Source organism: Candidatus Brachybacter algidus (assembly GCF_016707225.1).
In the GTDB taxonomy this organism is placed as follows: Bacteria; Bacteroidota; Bacteroidia; order Chitinophagales; family Saprospiraceae; genus Parvibacillus; species Parvibacillus algidus.
Map to the genome: position 1 here is coordinate 42320 of NZ_JADJID010000010.1, position 17982 is coordinate 60301.

Genomic DNA, 17982 nt, shown 5'->3' on the forward strand with positions numbered 1-17982 from the left:
TGGGATTTCTGCTATATTTAATAAACAGGACAAGATCTGTAATCTTTCAAAGGTTTAACTTCAGTAATGATATATTGGAGAGAAACTTCAAGACCACCCTTCTTTTCAGTAGCTATCTTGAAATCAGAATTATTGATATCATAACTTATTCCGGCTCTAATCTGATTAATATGGAGTTCTACTGTCGGAATCCATGCATCATCAGTTTTAAAGTTAACACCTCCTACAATAGCAAATTCTTTACCTCTTCTCGAACTAAGATATACTTTAAGACCTGCGCCGAGCAAAGTTTCATTATATTCATCAGACTTACGATAAGCAGCATTTAGCAACAAATCAAAAGGTTGAGCCAGGTAAAGCGACCCAAGACCATAAACTGACATTGTTACAGGTAATTTTGAATCATAACCTGAATAAAATCTCATTCTAGGAGAATTTAAGTGGCAAAAACCAGCTCCAACATCAATCTTTGTTCGCGAACTATTTTGTAATCTAATATTTAAACCAGCAGAAGTCTCCGGATATACGAATGACTTTGTATCCAAATCTACTTTTTCGCCTGTTGTTGGATTGTAAATTACTTGAGTTCCATCCCATTGATCAGCAAAATTTAATCCTTTGCTGTTGATAGTTCTCTGACCAAATCCGACACCAATACCTGGAGTCAGAAAGAAATGTTGATTAACCATATAAGTAAATGATCCTTGCAAATTCAAATTTAGCAAGCCTAATTTTCCGTCACCAGCTTGATCAAAATTAAAATTGCCACCGACACCAAAGAAGATTTTATCATTTTTTTGAGAATAAATCTTTTGGTCATAATTGGCACTAACTGTAAAATAGTCCACCGGAACAGATCTCCATTGACTTCGATAATTGCCTGATATCCTCTTGTCTCCATTGAATATACCGGTGAGACCCGGGTTAAGATTTAAGGTGGCATTATAAAATTGGGAATAGTGTATTTCATTTTGACTATGTCCAATATTTACATAGCAAAACATCAAAAAAATACCTATACATTTGAGTAAACGTTTTTTTTCCAAAGCGAATATGTTTATGGGTTTACTAATTATCTTCGTCAAAAATACTTCTTTTTTTTCATAAGTAACAAAAAAAGTAGTTTTGACTATTAATAATAATAAAAAATGAAGACGTGAAGATACTGTCCAGGTCACAAGTTTTAGAACTAGAGAATGAAGTAATAAATAAATTGGATATAAGTTCTGTTTACTTAATATCACTAGCCGCAGATGCTTTTGTTAAATATTTCATTGATTATAATTATAATATAAATAATAAAATTCTTATATATGCTGGAAGTGGAAGGAATGGAGCAGATGCTGTAGAAATCGCTAAAAGATTGGTAATTAAAGGATTCAATATTAAATTGATACTTATTGAAACTTCATCAAAACCTAGTCAAGAGATGATGATATGTTCATCTGAATTACCTCTTTCTATTGATTTTGAGCATGTTTCAAGGATAGGATTAATAGAACATATTATTCCTGAACATACAATTTTGATAGATGGAATATTTGGAACAGGACTTAACAGAGATTTGGAAGAAAATCTTGAAATACTTATTTTGCAATTAAATAAGTTCTCTTCCATTAAAATTGCGATTGATATACCAACTGGAATATTCGCTGACTCAGGTAGTAAAGGCGTATCAATGGCTTGCGATCACACCGTTGCTTTGGGCACTTTGAAAATGGCTTATTTTCTTGATCTAAAAGAAAATAAGATAGGTCAACTGTCCTTGGCACCCATTGCGCCTTTTAATAGATTTTTAGAAGATATTCAAACTGATTTTGAATATATAGATTCCGAATTCGTTCGAAATCTACTGAAACCATATAATAGACTTAATCATAAGTATAATGCAGGTAGTTGTTTTATAGTTGGTGGCACATTTGGCAAAGCAGGATGTATCTTACTGGCAGGTAAGGCAGCGCTTAGAACTGGTTGTGGGCTAGTTACATTGCACGTTCCGGGCAGTTCTGCCAATTTTATACAAGGAGCTTTCCCGGAAGCACTTATAGATCCTGATATAAATCCAAATGAAGTTACTAGATGTAGCATTCCGCCGAAAATCAACTCCATTGCTATCGGTCCTGGTATGGGCTTGACTTTTGTACAATCTGAAATGTTAAAAAATATTTTAAAAGAGACATTAGAAGTTCCCAAAGTCATCGATGCGGATGCGCTTACTTTATTTTCACAACTCGATCATTGGGAAAAACTGATTCCTTTAAACTCAATAATCACTCCGCATCAAGGTGAATTTGATAGATTATTTGGCACTTTCAATAACCACATTGAGAGAATTAATTTTATGAAAGAATTTTCTTTTGAAAATAAGATTGTAATTGTACTAAAAGGAGCTGATACTGTAATATCTGCACCGTCAGGGCAGATTTATTTTAATAACACTGCCAACAGTGGAATGGCTACAGGTGGGTCTGGTGATGTTTTGACAGGGATGATAGTTTCACTATTGGCACAGGGATATGATACAATCGACGCAGCCATAATTGGTGTATTCTTGCATGGAACAGCAGGGAATATTGCAAAGGAAAAATTTGGGTTCAGGTCTTTAATTGCTTCTGATATAATTGATAATATTGGTCAGGCATACCTTACCCTGGATTAATTTAGTCAAGTTTTGGCAGTTAAGAAACAAGGGTAGATGGCTAATGTTAGATGTTAGATGTTAGATGGTTGCCCGACTAAAGAAAGTGACGGCGGGGAGTTTAGTCAATTGATTCATATTTTTTCTTTAATAGGTTTATTAGAAAAAAATATCCATGTGATTGATGGGTCCCGCAGTTGCGGGACTAAAATCTACCTTCTAGCATTTTATTAAAAAAAAATTCTTCTTCAAAAAGGAAAATTTGGCTACCGAAACTTAAATTAATTTATTTAAATGAGATATTAAAAAAAATAAAATGAAGAATATAGTCATATTATCAGGGGCCGGCATCAGCGCAGAAAGTGGAATACGTACTTTTCGGGATGCTGATGGGCTTTGGGAGAATCATGATGTAATGGAAGTGGCAAGTATTGAAGGTTGGCATAGTAATCCTGAGTTGGTGCTCAATTTCTATAATATGCGTCGGGCGGATTTAAATAATGTCAAACCCAATAAAGCTCATCTCTTGTGTGCAGAATTACAAACGGACTTTAATGTCCAAGTTATTACTCAGAACGTCGATGATCTTCATGAAAGAGCCGGTTCAAAAAATATTCTTCATTTGCACGGTAGCTTATTAAAAGCCAAAAGTGTATTGAATGATCGGGTAATTTTTGATTGGAGTGGCGATATGACGCTTTCAGATAAAGCAGATGACGGAGGCCAGATAAGGCCTGCTATAGTTTGGTTTGGAGAAGATGTCCCCTTGCTGGGTGCAGCAATGGATTTGATCAAAGAATGCGACATTTTAATTATAGTTGGGACCTCCTTACAGGTATATCCTGCAGCATCTTTGGTAGGATTCGCCCACAGAGCAGAAAAGATATTTTTAATAGATGTGGCAATAGTGGAAAGTTATGAGACAAGGAGACTTGGAGAAAATTTAACAATTGTTGAAAAACCAGCTACAGAAGGAATGAAAGAAGTATATGATATTTTAATGAGAGATAACGGTATTAAAGATTTTTAAATTAAAACAATTCTATCATACAAGTTGGAGAATAAATTAAAAATTGCATATTTGCTTTGATAATATTATGAATCAGAAAGAATTTATAACCAAGGTTCTTTAATTATGAATGGGTGTTATTAATTCAATTTTTTAAATACAAAGATTTAATAGATGAAAGGATATTTATTTCCAGGTCAAGGTGCACAGTTTTTAGGTATGGGTAAAGACCTGTATGAAAGTTCTGATGAAGTAGCTGCAATTTTTGATAATGCTAATGAAATATTAGGTTTTAGCATCACGAGCATAATGTTTGGAGATGATGAAGCAGCATTGAAAAGAACAGATGTAACTCAACCGGCTATTTACATCCATTCACTGGTTAAATCCAAAATGATGGGAGATGGTTTTAAGCCTGATATGGCAGCGGGACATTCTCTAGGTGAATTTTCAGCTCTAGCTGCTTGCGGAGCTATGAGTTTTGAGGATGGATTGAGATTGGTTTCTATGCGAGCTAGAGCCATGCAGTCAGCTTGTGAGAATAATCCCGGCACTATGGCAGCTGTTATAGGTCTCAATGATGATGTGGTGGAATCAGTTTGTGCTTCTATCGATGATATTGTAGTACCAGCTAATTATAATTGTCCGGGACAATTAGTTATATCTGGGACCATAGAAGGTATAGATAAAGCTTGTGTTGAATTGAATGCCAGGGGGGCGACTAAAACAGTTGTTCTTCAGGTGGGTGGGGCATTCCATTCCCCACTGATGGAGGATGCTCGCAAGCAATTGGAAGAGGCTATCCGCAATACAAATATGAAAATGCCTCTTTGTCCTGTATATCAAAATGTAAAAGGAATCCCTGGGATGGATGTTGATCAAATAAAGCTAAATTTAATTGCTCAACTTACTGCACCAGTGCGTTGGACTCAAACAATACAGAACATGATAGCTGATGGAATGACATCTGCTATGGAAGTCGGAGGAACTGGTTCTGTGTTAAGAGGGTTATTAAGGAGAGTTGACAGGAGCATTACTTCCGAAACTGCATGATCAGAAATTGAAAAACTTAAAGAATCTTTTATGCCGAAAGAGTTAAAGAAAAAAACATTAAAACAAGGTGACATTCTTTTAGCGGAGCCTTTCATGCAGGATCCAAATTTTATACAAGCTGCTATTTTATTGACTGACTATCATCCCACAGGGAGTATTGGGTTTATTTTAAACAAGCCGATCAATATGAAAGTAAATGATTTATTGGCTAATTTTCCTAAAATTGATTCTGATGTATTTTTTGGTGGACCGGTTGCTACAGATACCATTCATTATCTTCATAATGTTGGAAGTCTTTTGGAAGGAAGTAAAATGGTAGCAGAGGGAGTATATTGGGGCGGAGATTTTGATAAATTAAAATTCTTAGTGAAGTCTGAACTCATTAAACCATTTCAAATCAGATTTTATGTAGGTTATTCAGGATGGTCTCCTGATCAATTGGAGGAAGAATTGAAAGGCGGCTCCTGGGTTATATCCGATGGTGATGCCAACTATGTTTTTAAGTCTAATGCAAATGGACTTTGGAAGCAAGTAATGGTAGATAAAGGGACTATTTACGAAATAATCTCAGAAATGCCCGATACTACAAATTATAATTGACGCCTTTTTATTTGAAGAATGAAAAATTTTATATTTTAAACAAAAACTATATTTATGAAAAAGTATGTGAATTTTGCATCAATATTGATGGTCTGCCTCATGGCTGCTTCTTGCAACACCACACTATATGTGCCAAATGCGGTCAACGCACCGCTATTAAAAGAAAAAGGTGAATTGAAAGCTAGTATTGGATTTAACAATTTCCAAGCCGCATTTGGTTTGACTGATCATGTTGGTGTCATAGGAAACGCTTACTGGAATAACTTTAAAGTCGATGCAACATCAAATGGAATAACATCTGAAACCGTTAATAAGGGCAACCTTTATGAAGTTGGAATAGGATATTTCTTTAACATATCAGACAATGTTGTTTTCGAAACATATGCTGGTGGTGGACTCGGCAAAATTGATTTTAGCAATGATAATTCTAGAAAATATTATGATGTTAATGCCACTAAGTTCTTCATTCAACCTGCTTTAGGATATGTCGGTAAATATTTTGATCTCGGATTTACTCCAAGATTTTCGGCGGTGAAATACAATGATCTAAACACTTCAGGTTATACCCAGTCTGAATTGGATACTGAATTTTTGAATAAAAGCGCAGTGGAAGATAAAACATGGATGTTTATAGAGCCGGCTATTACTGCCAGATTTGGTTATAAATTCATCAAATTACAAGCACAGTTAGGCTTTGCAAGTAAACTTACAGATGGAGATCTTAAATATGAATCTAAGTTCTCCAGTTTAGGGATTAGTGTCAACCTTGCCAAATGGTATAGAGATTAATTTCATTTTAAAAAGATTAAAAACCCGGCTCTTTAGTCGGGTTTTTTTATGCCTTTAATTTAAAGAGAGTTAACGAATATAATTTTGAGATAAATTTAGATCGGTATTTATATAATATTGACTTTCTATAAATTTAAAATATTAGCCTTATCTTTGACATAGTTCGCCAACATATATTTTCATTTATTGCATTGCCACACACACAACAGATGATTACTTTTTTTAGATTGTTTTTATTTCAATTTTGTTTCTATCCACTCTATATTTTTGCTAATAATCCTTGTACAGCTATTGCCGTTCCAAATAATGGGGTGCTATTTAATACCTATAATCTTACCGGGCAAACTGCCAGCGGCGTTCAATCTCCACCATGCGGGACATACAATGATCCAGATATGTGGTTTTCATTTATAGCACCTGCAGGTGGTAGTGTGACTATTGAAATAAAAGGGATCACAGCCAATGACCCTGCGATGGCAATATATTCAGGGAATTGCGGTGCGGTGGCTTTGGAAGGATGTTATGATGACCAACACTGCGGTGACAATCCCAACCCGGGTGTATCACTTAATGACCTTGCTGTTGGCGCTACTTACTATATCAGGGTTTGGAATGAAGTAGCCGGAGGTGGACAATTTAAAATGCGGATATTAAATCTTAATCAATCCAATTTTTCAAACCAATTCAATGCTTTCAATACGGCGCCCAATTGTGTTCAGCTTACTGCAGCATCAAATACTCAAAGAGGATGCTCTTGGTATAATGCGCCTCTTGATTTCGAGGAAGCTTTTGAATTAGAGTTTGATTTATATTTTGGAGATAATGATGCCGGGGCAGATGGAATCTGTCTGGTTTTTTCTACTAATCAAAATTGTGGTGGAACAGGTGGAGGTATCGGAGCCAGTGGAATTCCTAATTCAATTATCATAGAATTCGATACATGGGATAATGGAATGGTGGGATATGATGATATCCCAGAAGATCATACTTCAATACATATTAATGGAGACTTTACTTCATCTATTGCCGGTCCGGTAGGTTTGGGTAATATTGAAGATGGGCAAAGTCATCCTGCCAGAATTATATGGGATCCTATTACGCAGACTTTATCTATATTTTTGGATGGCGCACAAGTGCTTCAGCTAGTTGGTTACGATGCAGTAAATAATGTGTTTATGGGTCAAAATGAAATATTTTGGGGTTGGACAGCATCTACAGGTGGCGCTAACAATCAACAATCATTTTGCTTTGAAACTGCTATTGACAATACTTCGGCAATAAATGAAACAGTTGATTTGCTCTTATGTGATGGTGAAAGTTATACTTCACCAAATGGTAACACATATGTTACTGAAGGAGAGTTTATGGAAGAGTTTACTGCATCCAATGGATGTAACTCCATTAGAACAATCAATATTGAAATCATACCTGTGCAGATCAAATTAATAGATAAAATAATATGTTCTGATGAATCCTATGTCCTAAATGGCACTTCATATACTGCCGCAGGGCAGTACACGGTTACTCTACCTGGAATTCCTTGTGATACTATAGCAAACCTTAATTTAAGTATTATAGATTTTGACATCATAATTTCCAAATCAAACGATTTAGATTGTATCAACAATTCCACTACTTTACAAGCTACATTGACAGATAATTCCAGCAATCCATTCATGGGCAATTTTGAATATTACTGGACTACAAGTGGAGGAAACATTGTGTCAGGCCAAGGAACTGACCAGATCATCGTTGATCAACCGGGACAGTATCAGGTGTTAATTTATGCACTTGATAATATAATCACCTGCTCTTACACATCAGCTCCTATCTCGGTTGATGACAATTCACAACCTCCGACTTCTATAATTGTCCAACAAGGACCATTGGATTGCACCAATACACAGGCTATACTTGATGGCTCAGCATCTAATCCGGGTCCCTTACTTTTTACTTGGACTACTTTAAATGGAAATTATATAGGCAATAATTTTGATAATATATTACTAATTGATCAAGAAGGCGACTATTCGCTGATTGTAGAAAATTTTCTTACCGGATGTAAAGATACCAGTACGATCAAGGTAATAAAAACTGCCTTTAATGCATCTGCTGTTTTGCAAAAATCTTCTGACCTAAATTGCCAAGAAACAACGATTGATCTTTCACCAATTGTGACAAATGGAGGAGGTCTGAGTTCTATGTGGTCAACGATGAATGGTAATATTTTATCGGATCCTTCCAAAGATTCTATCAAGGTCAATCAACCTGGACTTTACACATTTACGCTTTCTGACGGTGCTGGTTGCACGAAAGATTATTCTATTACAGTATCAAAGAATGTCACTAAGCCAATTATTGATTCAGGGCTAAATGATACTATAAACTGCATTAATTCTATCATTAATTTGCAAGGATCTGTGATAACTCCAATTACTGATTATATATCACTTTGGTATAGTCCTGGAAATATAATCAGTAATCCAGAGCAGTTAAGTATTGCAGTATCTGATCCGGGTTTTTACATTTTAAAAGTTGAGGATACTTTGAGCCATTGCGTTACAATAGATACAGTCACGGTATTAAAGGATATAAATTTACCGGACCTTGTAATTACTACGCCCGATATGATCACCTGTTCATTAGACTCAATAAAGCTTTTGGCTTCACTAATGAATTATCAACCTTCAACTATATACTTATGGGAAACAGTTAATGGAACATTTTCAGGACAGGCAAATGATTCTTTCATCGTAGCTAAAAGTGTGGGAAGTTATTCATTGACAGTTACTAACCCTATAAATGGATGTAAAACAAACCATGTTTTTGATGTAAATGGATCACCTGATCAACCAATTTCAGATGCCGGACCTGATAAGACACTTGACTGTGCAGCACTTTCGGCGATAGTGACAGGCAGTTACATATCAACTGATGACATTGCTTTTATCAATTTTTCATGGTCAACATATGATGGAAGCATTAATGGAAATACTAACAATTTAAGTGTAGAAGTACTCTCTCCTGGTCACTACATATTCGAAGTTACTAATCTGATCAATGGTTGCAAGGCCAGCGACACTCTTGAAGTTTTTCAGAGTAATGACAAACCAATTCTAAATGTTTCGGATATGTTTATAATTACTTGTGATAGTATCACCCAAACAATTATTCCAAACTGGCAAAATGCAGGTAACAATCCTATTATTTCCTGGAGTACGTTGAATGGTTCTATTGTTAAAATAATACAGGATTCGGCTCTTGTCGTAGATGCAGGTGGTATTTATCAACTTCAAGTAGTAAATCCTCAAAATAATTGCCTTTCGGTAATTCAGGTTAATGTAGATGAGGATATTTTAAAGCCTTCAGGTACTATACTTGTACCTGATGATATCACTTGCGGTAAACTGAACGTTTCTGTTATTTTTGACAATAACGACAATTCATATCAATACTCCTGGTCAACTATGAATGGTACCATACTTTCTCCAACTAATCAAATCAGTGTTCAAGCCGGATCAGCGGGTACGTATGATTTATTAGTGAAGGACACAAACAATGGCTGTAGTTCAACTTATTCTCAGAAAGTTGAGGTATCTAGTGATTATCCAATCGTAGATGCTGGAAGTGAGGGAATACTTAATTGTAAGATATCTCAGTTGGTGCTTCATGGTTCAGTTGACAATGTGTCAAATTATGGTGTAAATTGGACAGGGGTCAGTGGTGGTAATATTATTAGCGGTGCTTCAAGTTTAGACCCTGTAATAGACCAAAGCGGTATTTATGTACTCACCGTAATTAACTTGGCAAATCAATGCACCGCATCAGATACAGTCAATGTGTCTAAAAATATTACGGAGCCAGAATTTGTTTCACCTCATATAACCGATGCTAATTGTTTTGGAGAAAATGGTTCAATTTACTTTGAATCTATTCAAAATGGATCGGGACCATACATATTTAAGATTAATGGAGTCAGTATAAGTGATAACAATCTTCTATTTGATCAACTTAAAGCAGGAGATTATAACATAGAGGGAGAAGATCAGAATGGCTGTATGTTCAACTATGCAGGGACTATTGCATCTGATGGTGCCATCTCATTTAATCTTCCGGAATCAGTAGCAATCGAATTCGGACATCCTTATCAAATAATTCCTGAATTCTTATTTGATACCATTGGTATGACTTACGATGCATGGATAGGGGCAGATTACCTCGATTGTAATCCTTGCCTCTACCCTACTATTATGCCCACATATAATTCAAATTTAACATTGTCGGTTAAGGACAAAAGTGGTTGTCCCGCTACAGAAGATATAGAAATAAGGGTTTTTAAAAAGATATAAACCTTTTCGTGCCAAATGTCTTCAGCCCTGGTGATCACAATGGAATCAATGATAATGTAACGGTATTTACTGAAATTAATACTATCCCACTCATCGATGAATTTAAAATTTATAACAGATGGGGGGCAGAAGTATTTTCTAAAGTAGATTTTTTACCTAATGATGAAGCAACAGGTTGGAACGGTTATTTTAACGGCAAATTATCCAATCCTGGTGTATATGTTTACTATGTCAAATGCCATGACATATATGGAGAGTCCTTAACTTTTAAAGGGGGAATTACCATTATACAATAAATTAAATATGGAGTTTTTAGAAAGTTTCTACATAATCGGTGCATATGTGAGAACTACCAATCAAGATGGCAAGTCGATAATTGATATACCTAGGCTTTGGAACAAATTTATGTCTGAGGGCTTAATTAATACTATACCAAATAAAATTGATGATAAAATATATTGTGTTTATGCAGAGTATGAAAGTGATCACCTTAATCCTTATACCACTATTTTAGGTTGCAAAGTTTCTTCATTGGATGAAGTACCTGAAGGATTGAAAGGAATCATTTTGCCTGGAGGAAGATTCAAGAAATATGTTGCCCATGGTGATCCTCAGACCGGATCAGTTTACAGCAAGTGGATTGAAATATGGAATAGTGATCTAAATAGGGCTTACAACGCTGATTATGAAGTTTATGATGAAAGGTCTCAAAATGGAGATGACTCAGTCGTTGAGATCTTAATATCGGTGAAATAGGTCAGCGGTCAGTGGGACAGTGGGACAGAAGTCAGATTATAAATGATAGATTCTATATGCTTGATGCTGGAGATTGTACATAGAAGCTCATCATCCGATTTCACGATCAAACGATTTCCCAATCACCAAATCACCCGATCACCCATTACTCCTTACCCATAAAAAAAGGAATGAATCTTAACAATCCATTCCTCTTATATTTAATACATCAATTTGGTTAGCTAATAAATGTCAAGTTTTTTTCGAAAATTTCACCAACCAAAGGTAATGGCTTCTCAGCCTCATTTGCAGCATTTACGACCCCAATTATCCAAAATACAAATACAACCAAACCCAAAAGAGAGCCGATTCTCCATAATCCTGGAATAAAAGAGATAAGAACATAGTAAGCCATATACACTAGAAACAATCCTAAAGATTGTTTTAAGTGAAACTTCAGTAATGAACTTTTCTCGACTTGGTTACTATAGGTTACGTATGCTATTATCCAGCCAATTATAGTCATGTAAGATACAATGGAGGCAGTTTTATTTGTCATTTAAATAAATTTTAGGGTTAAAAAGGATATTAAAAAAAGGAAATGCTACTTACATTAGTAACATCTCCTAATTTATATTTAATTGAACATCAACTTAACAGTTGCATTTTCTTTTTCGAAACGCACCTGAGCATAGTAGACACCAGCCGGCAAGTTGTTCCTTTGTAATTCATATTTATTTGAATTGACATTAGGAATTGCTTTAATTGTTCTACCAGCAGCATCATAAATTACAATACCTTTTATGGTTCTGTTATCTGAAAGTATGGTAACAAAATCTTTGGCAGGATTTGGCATAGCTATAAGGCCTGCATTGTCCGCTGTAATAGTTTTGCTTGATAAGATTCCAGTCAGATCACATCCTAGATCCAATACTAAACAAGCTCTTGGAGCTACATAATTAATGATAGAATCCATGTACAAAGATGCTTTAGAATATGACATATCCGGATTGGTTTTTATACCAGTAGTATCATTTGCATTGGTAGCTCTATCCCAATAATCCCAAGGAGAAGAATCAAACCTATTTGCCTTGTACATTGGGAATAATCCTTCATTACCTTCATTTATAGAAGATATATAAACAGAAAGTGGATCTATAAATTCATGATCAGCAAAAGCTGCATTTAAACCTAGTTCCTTTGCCTTTTGTTGGATTACATAAGCACCTTGAACCTGAACTACAGGTAAGTTTGGACCAGGCACTATTAATACATCATCTTTATATGGAGCAAATGGATCATTAGTAGTTTGGAACGAAATGACCGGTGGCGTATTTTCATCCATCCAGGATATATCACCCATAGCTCCACCCATATTTACAATAAGTTGGAATTTATTAGATGGACCAATATTACCAGGTAAATTAAGTGTATCACCATTTTGTGGATTTTTACCTAAAGTAGTACCTGAAATATTTCCATTGAACTGCTCTATTACCATTGGAAAACCATTTGTACCAATAAATTTAGATTCAGGTGAAGTAGTCGTAACTATCTCACTATATTTATCTAAAGCACCAGTATTCAAAGTAATGTAACCACCTGTTCCTTGTCCCCAAAGGATAATCTTGTTAGTATCAATGCCAAAGGTTTCAGCATTTAACTTAAAGAATCTGATCGCAGAATTAGCGTCCTGTACGCCTCTATATGCAGCATTGATCAAGGTATTAACCCTTGCATCCTGCTCAGGAGCAACAGGATTCCATCCAAGACGATGGTCAGCTGAGGCTACTACATATCCCATTTTAGAAAGTCTTCTACTCATTTCAACAACTGTTGAATCAGATCTCTTACCGCTAATACTTTGATTTTGTGGGTGAGGTAAAAAATCTCCTGAGTGGAAATATATTACTAAAGGTCTCTTTGTTTCGGTATCTCCATTAGGAGTATAAACATCTGCAACTAACGGCTGTAAAGTTGAGTGTCCAGTTACAGGAACAAATAATATATGGAAGTTATATCCATAGATTAATGTGTTTTTAGTGACACCTGAAAAAACCGGTTCCAGGTATCTTTTTTGGCTATAAGAGCTACATATTATCATAAAAGCCAAAAATAAAGTTAGTAAACTTTTCTTCATCATAGAATTCATTTTTTTATAAAATTACATTTTAAAATACAAATAATTATTTTTTTACAAAATTATATACTACACTAATATATGCCATTCTCCCTACTCTCGGGCCACCGTATGTTTGGTAGACTTTATTATTAAGTAAGTTTGAAGCACCTATTTTAACGACAGAATTAATTTTATCCAATCCAAGTGAAATTTGCCCATCCATGAGCGCATAACTATTAATAAAACCTGTGAATTGAGGTGAACCTTCAAATATGAACCCTTGTAGCCATTTATAAGTTACATTAAAGCCTATATTTTTTAAAGATTTTCTTCCAAGATTAATCTCAAGATTTCTAGCTGAAATTGAAACATTGTATTTATGTTCAGGAGTATTGAAAGCTGGAATAATTGGATCTTCAGCAAATGTCTTATTTAATTTGTTCCACGAATAATTCGCAGCAACCATATAATAAGTTGCAAAATAATAGTTCAACCCAATATTGAAACCTTGTGTAGTAACAGTATTGGTTGAATTGGCAGCATATCTATATACATTGACAAAATTTGGAAGGCTAGTCACAGGATCAAATTCAGACTTAATACCAATATTATATCCGATGAAGTCATTATAGATACTATAGAAATAGCCGGCATCAACATATATTTTTTCAAATAAAGTTGTTCTGGCGCCAAGTTCAAATGACTTAACTTTTTCTGGTTTAATAGGATCAATGTTAAAATATTCTACCTTGTTACTTAGATCTGTAAGGTGATCAATAAAGGATTCAACTGTAATAACACTATCTGCCCCATAGAGATTCCCAACTAAGGTAGCAGGACCTACATTCAGATTCAGGTATTGATCAGTCAAGGTAGGGTTTCTAATCGCCGAAGAAAATGAGAAGCGGAAATAATTATTAGGAGATGGATTCCACACTACGCTTGCTGCAGGTGAGATGAGTAAATCAAAATTTTTGTTTTTGTCAGCTCTTACAGCTGCATTAAATGTAAATTTATCTTTAAAAAGTTTTTTCTCTAGACCTCCGTAAACACCATATTCGTAAGTAGTGATTTTTATTCCAGCAGTATCATAAAATATTGTTCCATTGCTATTTGGTGTATAGTATCTACCATTTCCACCGACAGTGTAATATGCAAAATTATCATTAAACTTATATTCGCCCTGAACGTGATATAATGCTGATTTATCAAAAAATCTACTCCCTAATTTTTCACCTTTACTGTTTGAAGTTGCACTAGTAATCTCATTGAATTTTTTATTGAATCTTTCTGTCCCAGGCTCATAAAATCCATTTTCGTCAGGTAAAATGACCAGACCATCTGCATAATTTTTTGCCTCTGAATACCAAGAATTGAGAGAATCCTGATGAGTGCCAAACCATTGCTCCAACTTGCCTGCTTCGAATTGGTAAGATCCATCTGGCATTGCAACTAATTTAGGGTAGCCGGTTTCTGTAATTCTTTTATTCAAATTTGTCTGCCAATACTTTATAAAATTGGAGTAGAACTTTTCACTAGTTTTATTACTTTCTTGCAGCTGTAACGCGGTAAAGTATGGATCATAAGAATTGCCCGCATCCTCATGTGTAGCATATGCTCGTATAAAAAATTTATCTTTCTTTCTGAACTCTAGTTTATTTTGAAAAAAGAGGATATCTTTCAAGCTAAATCTATTGTCCCCTTGGTAAACAGTGGTACCTGAGCCAAAACTTGATGATAAAATCAATTCTGGAGATTCAATATCCTTTTTTGGAGATGTCTTAAAATGTAAGGCAATATTGGCTTTGGTGTTTCTTGTATTATAATCAACAAGATCGACTTCCTTATATCCCTTTCTCGACCAAGTGGTAAGACCTTTATAGCCATTTAGATTACTATTTTTGAATCTATTATCATCTTCATCACCATAAATATTCACCGCATCATAGCCACCAGGGTTGGTCGATTTGTCTCTTGACTCAAAGACAGCATCATAATTATCAGCTTCCCAATCATTAGCTCGCAGATGAAAGAAGTTTATTTTATAACCAAAGAAATCTTTCCCTGATTTATTTTTGATGACATCGGCATAACGAAATGCAAATTCCCCAAGATTGCGTTCTCCAACTTTGATTGAAGCAGATAGCCCTTTATGATAAAAAGGACTTTTTGTCTCCATATTGATCACACCATTAAATGCATTTGGACCATAGAGTGTAGAGTTTGCACCGGCTATTAGATCTACCTTGAGAATATCCAGTTCAGATACTCCTAAGAAATTACCCAATGAAAAATTCAGCCCGGGAGCCTGATTGTCCACTCCATCAATTAGTTGAAGAGATCGGACTGGGCTAGTACTATTAAAGCCCCGGGTATTTATAATAGTAAAACCTAAACTAGCAGTAGTAAGATCTACACCTTTCAAATTCCCTAATCCGCTGTAAAAGCTAATCGAAGGAGTTTCTTTTATTGCTGCCAAATCCATAGATTCAACTGATCTAGGATCAGCTTTTTGCTTATCTGATACACGTTGGCCTTTGATTACAATACCTTCTAACAATTGTCCGGATTCTTCGAGGTTGATTACTTGTGGAATACCAGGATTAGCTGCTATATCGTACACTAATTCAGCATATCCAATGTAGCTAATTCTTAATTGCAAAGGGAATTTAGCATTATTGATGTAAAAGATTCCGCTTTCATCACTGATCGTATTGTTCAATGGATCACTTATATCAATGATAGTTGCACCTATGAGGGCTTGTTTAGAAGCTTTGTCAACCAATCGTCCTGCGAATCTTGATTGGCCATTTGCGCACATGAATGTGATCAAAAATAAGGTCAATAAGAAAAACTTATTCAATTGAATGTTTTGTATGTCTTTACCCATAAATGATACGAAAAGGGTTAATTAATCTTAAATGTGCTTTAGACCAAAATCCACTTTAATAAGTGTACTTGGTTCAACAAGGTAAGAATATATTCTAGATTAATAGATTTATTTTAAAGAAAAATTGCGGTATAATTTGAATAAACAGAAGGTCTATTTAAATTTTTAAGTATTTTGATATATTGTTTTGAAAATATCAAAAATTGCCTAATATTTAAAATATTTGAAAAATTATAATGAATATATTTTTTCTACAGTAATGAATATAAAAAAAGCCGAAGCAAAAGTATGCTCCGGCTTATAATTCTTAAATTTAAATTTGTTACTTCAAGTCAAGACTAAACTCAACTCTTCTATTTAATTGTCGTCCATTTTCAGTAGCATTATCATACCTTGGCTTGTCAGGACCATAACCTATATACTCCATCCTTCCAGTGCTTATTCCCTTGGAAACTAAATAGTTATAACAAGCTCTGGCTCTATTAGTACTTAGTTTACGATTTGTTTCTGCCTTTCCGGTAGGATCAGTGTGACCACTAATCGTAAGTACATAATCTGGATATCTTTTCATGATATCTGCTATATCATTTAATATGGGAGAACTAGAAGCTAACAAAATTGTTTTACCAAGTTCAAATTGAACCGCTTTCATTGCAAATTCAAGTTTTTCTCTATCTTTTTTTGCTATTTCAGGACAACCTTTATTTGACTTACTACCTTTCACTGTTGGACATTTGTCGTACCTGTCTTCAACACCATCACCGTCAGTATCAGGACAACCGTTGAATTGAATAAGTCCTACCACGTCCGGGCATTCATCTTTATCATCTGCTACTCCATCCTCATCTCCATCCGGACAACCTTTTGCAGACTTATTACCAGGTACATCCGGACATAAATCTGTAGCGTCCGGAACTCCATCACTGTCACGATCCAGGCTAGGACACCCATTATTTTCCTTTAATCCAGGTTCATTCGGGCATTTATCGACTTGATCAGCCACGCCATCATTATCAGTATCAGGGCATCCATTACTCAAGGCAAGACCTGCAACAGTTGGACATTCATCCAAGTTATCCGGTACACCATCTCCATCAGTATCGGGACAGCCATTAAAAGATTTTAACCCTTTGATAGTTGGGCAAAGGTCGAGTGAATCAGTAATGCCATCTCCATCCATATCTGCCATAGTAGAGCCTTTACCCATATGGTATTTAAATCCTAAACCATGAATAAAATTATTTCTATCTTCTGTCAGACTGAAACGGTATTCAGTTGCAATGTTTAAGTACCCTCTTTCAAATATCCTAATATCGAACCCAAGTCCAACTGGAATTTGAACATCAGCTCCGTCTTTCTTGATATAATGTGTACCTACTCCGGCTAGAACATAGGGTATAATCTGTCCTTTCCCACTAATTAATTGTCCCTGTAACTGTATATCACCTCCTGCAACTAATGTATTTTGAGATTGATCGATCAGTTTTGCGTTTAGGAATCTGACTGGAATAGATATGTTTAGAAATTTATTTATATTTCTAGTATAGGCAGCACTCAATCCATATCTGTAACTCTTATAATCAGACAAGTCACCTCCATTTGGATTATAGTAATCAGCCCATAATGCCCTGAATGTCAATGCGTTTTTATCAGTTGGGTTTTGCCCGTATACATTAAAAGATATGCTGAATATGCAGAAAAATAAAATGATCTTATTATTCATTGTTTCGTTTATTTTCAAAGTCTGTAATACTTGCAAAGTTATGAGTTAAAATGAACCTTATCTAGTAATACTTG

13 protein-coding genes are annotated in these 17982 nt (G+C 35.1%); 8 read left to right on the top strand and 5 right to left on the bottom strand.

Features of this window, described 5'->3' with window-relative positions:
* Positions 1 to 17: 17 nt before the first annotated feature.
* Positions 18 to 1046, bottom strand: a complete 1029-nt coding sequence (locus IPI15_RS18815; RefSeq protein WP_287421750.1) for a PorP/SprF family type IX secretion system membrane protein — start codon at positions 1044 to 1046, stop codon at positions 18 to 20.
* Between the two features lie 110 nt (positions 1047 to 1156).
* Between IPI15_RS18815 and IPI15_RS18820 the strand changes: the two genes are divergently transcribed.
* The 8 genes from IPI15_RS18820 (at position 1157) to IPI15_RS18855 (ending at position 11194) form a co-directional block, all read left to right on the top strand.
* On the top strand, positions 1157 to 2659 hold the full coding sequence (locus tag IPI15_RS18820; protein WP_287401367.1) for an NAD(P)H-hydrate dehydratase: 1503 nt from the start codon (positions 1157 to 1159) through the stop codon (positions 2657 to 2659).
* A gap of 295 nt (positions 2660 to 2954) precedes the next feature.
* Positions 2955 to 3668 (top strand): Sir2 family NAD-dependent protein deacetylase, encoded by a 714-nt coding sequence (locus IPI15_RS18825; RefSeq protein WP_287401368.1) that lies wholly within the window; start codon positions 2955 to 2957, stop codon positions 3666 to 3668.
* A 153-nt stretch (positions 3669 to 3821) separates the two neighbouring features.
* A complete protein-coding gene (gene fabD / locus IPI15_RS18830) occupies positions 3822 to 4700 on the top strand; it encodes an ACP S-malonyltransferase (RefSeq protein ID WP_287401369.1) in 879 nt (292 codons plus the stop codon).
* Between the two features lie 30 nt (positions 4701 to 4730).
* Positions 4731 to 5300: a YqgE/AlgH family protein gene (locus IPI15_RS18835; protein WP_287401370.1), complete on the top strand. Its 570-nt coding sequence runs from the start codon at positions 4731 to 4733 to the stop codon at positions 5298 to 5300.
* 54 nt (positions 5301 to 5354) lie between these two features.
* Positions 5355 to 6089: a hypothetical protein gene (locus IPI15_RS18840; protein WP_287421751.1), complete on the top strand. Its 735-nt coding sequence runs from the start codon at positions 5355 to 5357 to the stop codon at positions 6087 to 6089.
* 209 nt (positions 6090 to 6298) lie between these two features.
* Complete coding sequence (locus IPI15_RS18845; protein WP_287421752.1) at positions 6299 to 10438, top strand: L-type lectin-domain containing protein; 4140 nt, start codon at positions 6299 to 6301, stop codon at positions 10436 to 10438.
* An 8-nt stretch (positions 10439 to 10446) separates the two neighbouring features.
* The gene (locus IPI15_RS18850) at positions 10447 to 10734 is read left to right on the top strand and encodes a T9SS type B sorting domain-containing protein (protein ID WP_287421753.1); all 288 of its coding nucleotides are present in this window, start codon (positions 10447 to 10449) and stop codon (positions 10732 to 10734) included.
* Between the two features lie 7 nt (positions 10735 to 10741).
* Positions 10742 to 11194 (top strand): GyrI-like domain-containing protein, encoded by a 453-nt coding sequence (locus IPI15_RS18855; protein WP_287401373.1) that lies wholly within the window; start codon positions 10742 to 10744, stop codon positions 11192 to 11194.
* A 217-nt stretch (positions 11195 to 11411) separates the two neighbouring features.
* Here IPI15_RS18855 and IPI15_RS18860 read toward each other — a convergent pair whose 3' ends face one another.
* The 4 genes from IPI15_RS18860 to IPI15_RS18875 form a co-directional block, all read right to left on the bottom strand.
* Complete coding sequence (locus IPI15_RS18860) at positions 11412 to 11732, bottom strand: DUF4870 domain-containing protein (protein WP_287421754.1); 321 nt, start codon at positions 11730 to 11732, stop codon at positions 11412 to 11414.
* A gap of 78 nt (positions 11733 to 11810) precedes the next feature.
* Entirely contained in the window at positions 11811 to 13316 is a 1506-nt protein-coding gene (locus IPI15_RS18865) for a T9SS type A sorting domain-containing protein (RefSeq protein ID WP_287401374.1), read from the bottom strand.
* A gap of 43 nt (positions 13317 to 13359) precedes the next feature.
* The gene (locus tag IPI15_RS18870) at positions 13360 to 16158 is read right to left on the bottom strand and encodes a TonB-dependent receptor (protein WP_287421755.1); all 2799 of its coding nucleotides are present in this window, start codon (positions 16156 to 16158) and stop codon (positions 13360 to 13362) included.
* A gap of 349 nt (positions 16159 to 16507) precedes the next feature.
* On the bottom strand, positions 16508 to 17908 hold the full coding sequence (locus IPI15_RS18875) for an OmpA family protein (protein ID WP_287401376.1): 1401 nt from the start codon (positions 17906 to 17908) through the stop codon (positions 16508 to 16510).
* Between the last annotated feature and the right edge of the window lie 74 nt (positions 17909 to 17982).

Bases quoted from the DNA above. Each gene is read 5' to 3' on its own strand.
- IPI15_RS18855 (WP_287401373.1), top strand. From the start codon at position 10,742: ATGGAGTTTTTAGAAAGTTTCTACATAATCGGTGCATATGTGAGAACT.
- IPI15_RS18840 (WP_287421751.1), top strand. From the start codon at position 5,355: ATGAAAAAGTATGTGAATTTTGCATCAATATTGATGGTCTGCCTCATG.
- IPI15_RS18835 (WP_287401370.1), top strand. From the start codon at position 4,731: ATGCCGAAAGAGTTAAAGAAAAAAACATTAAAACAAGGTGACATTCTT.
- IPI15_RS18875 (WP_287401376.1), bottom strand. From the start codon at position 17,908: ATGAATAATAAGATCATTTTATTTTTCTGCATATTCAGCATATCTTTT.
- IPI15_RS18860 (WP_287421754.1), bottom strand. From the start codon at position 11,732: ATGACAAATAAAACTGCCTCCATTGTATCTTACATGACTATAATTGGC.
- IPI15_RS18845 (WP_287421752.1), top strand. From the start codon at position 6,299: ATGATTACTTTTTTTAGATTGTTTTTATTTCAATTTTGTTTCTATCCA.
- IPI15_RS18825 (WP_287401368.1), top strand. From the start codon at position 2,955: ATGAAGAATATAGTCATATTATCAGGGGCCGGCATCAGCGCAGAAAGT.
- fabD (WP_287401369.1), top strand. From the start codon at position 3,822: ATGAAAGGATATTTATTTCCAGGTCAAGGTGCACAGTTTTTAGGTATG.
- IPI15_RS18865 (WP_287401374.1), bottom strand. From the start codon at position 13,316: ATGATGAAGAAAAGTTTACTAACTTTATTTTTGGCTTTTATGATAATA.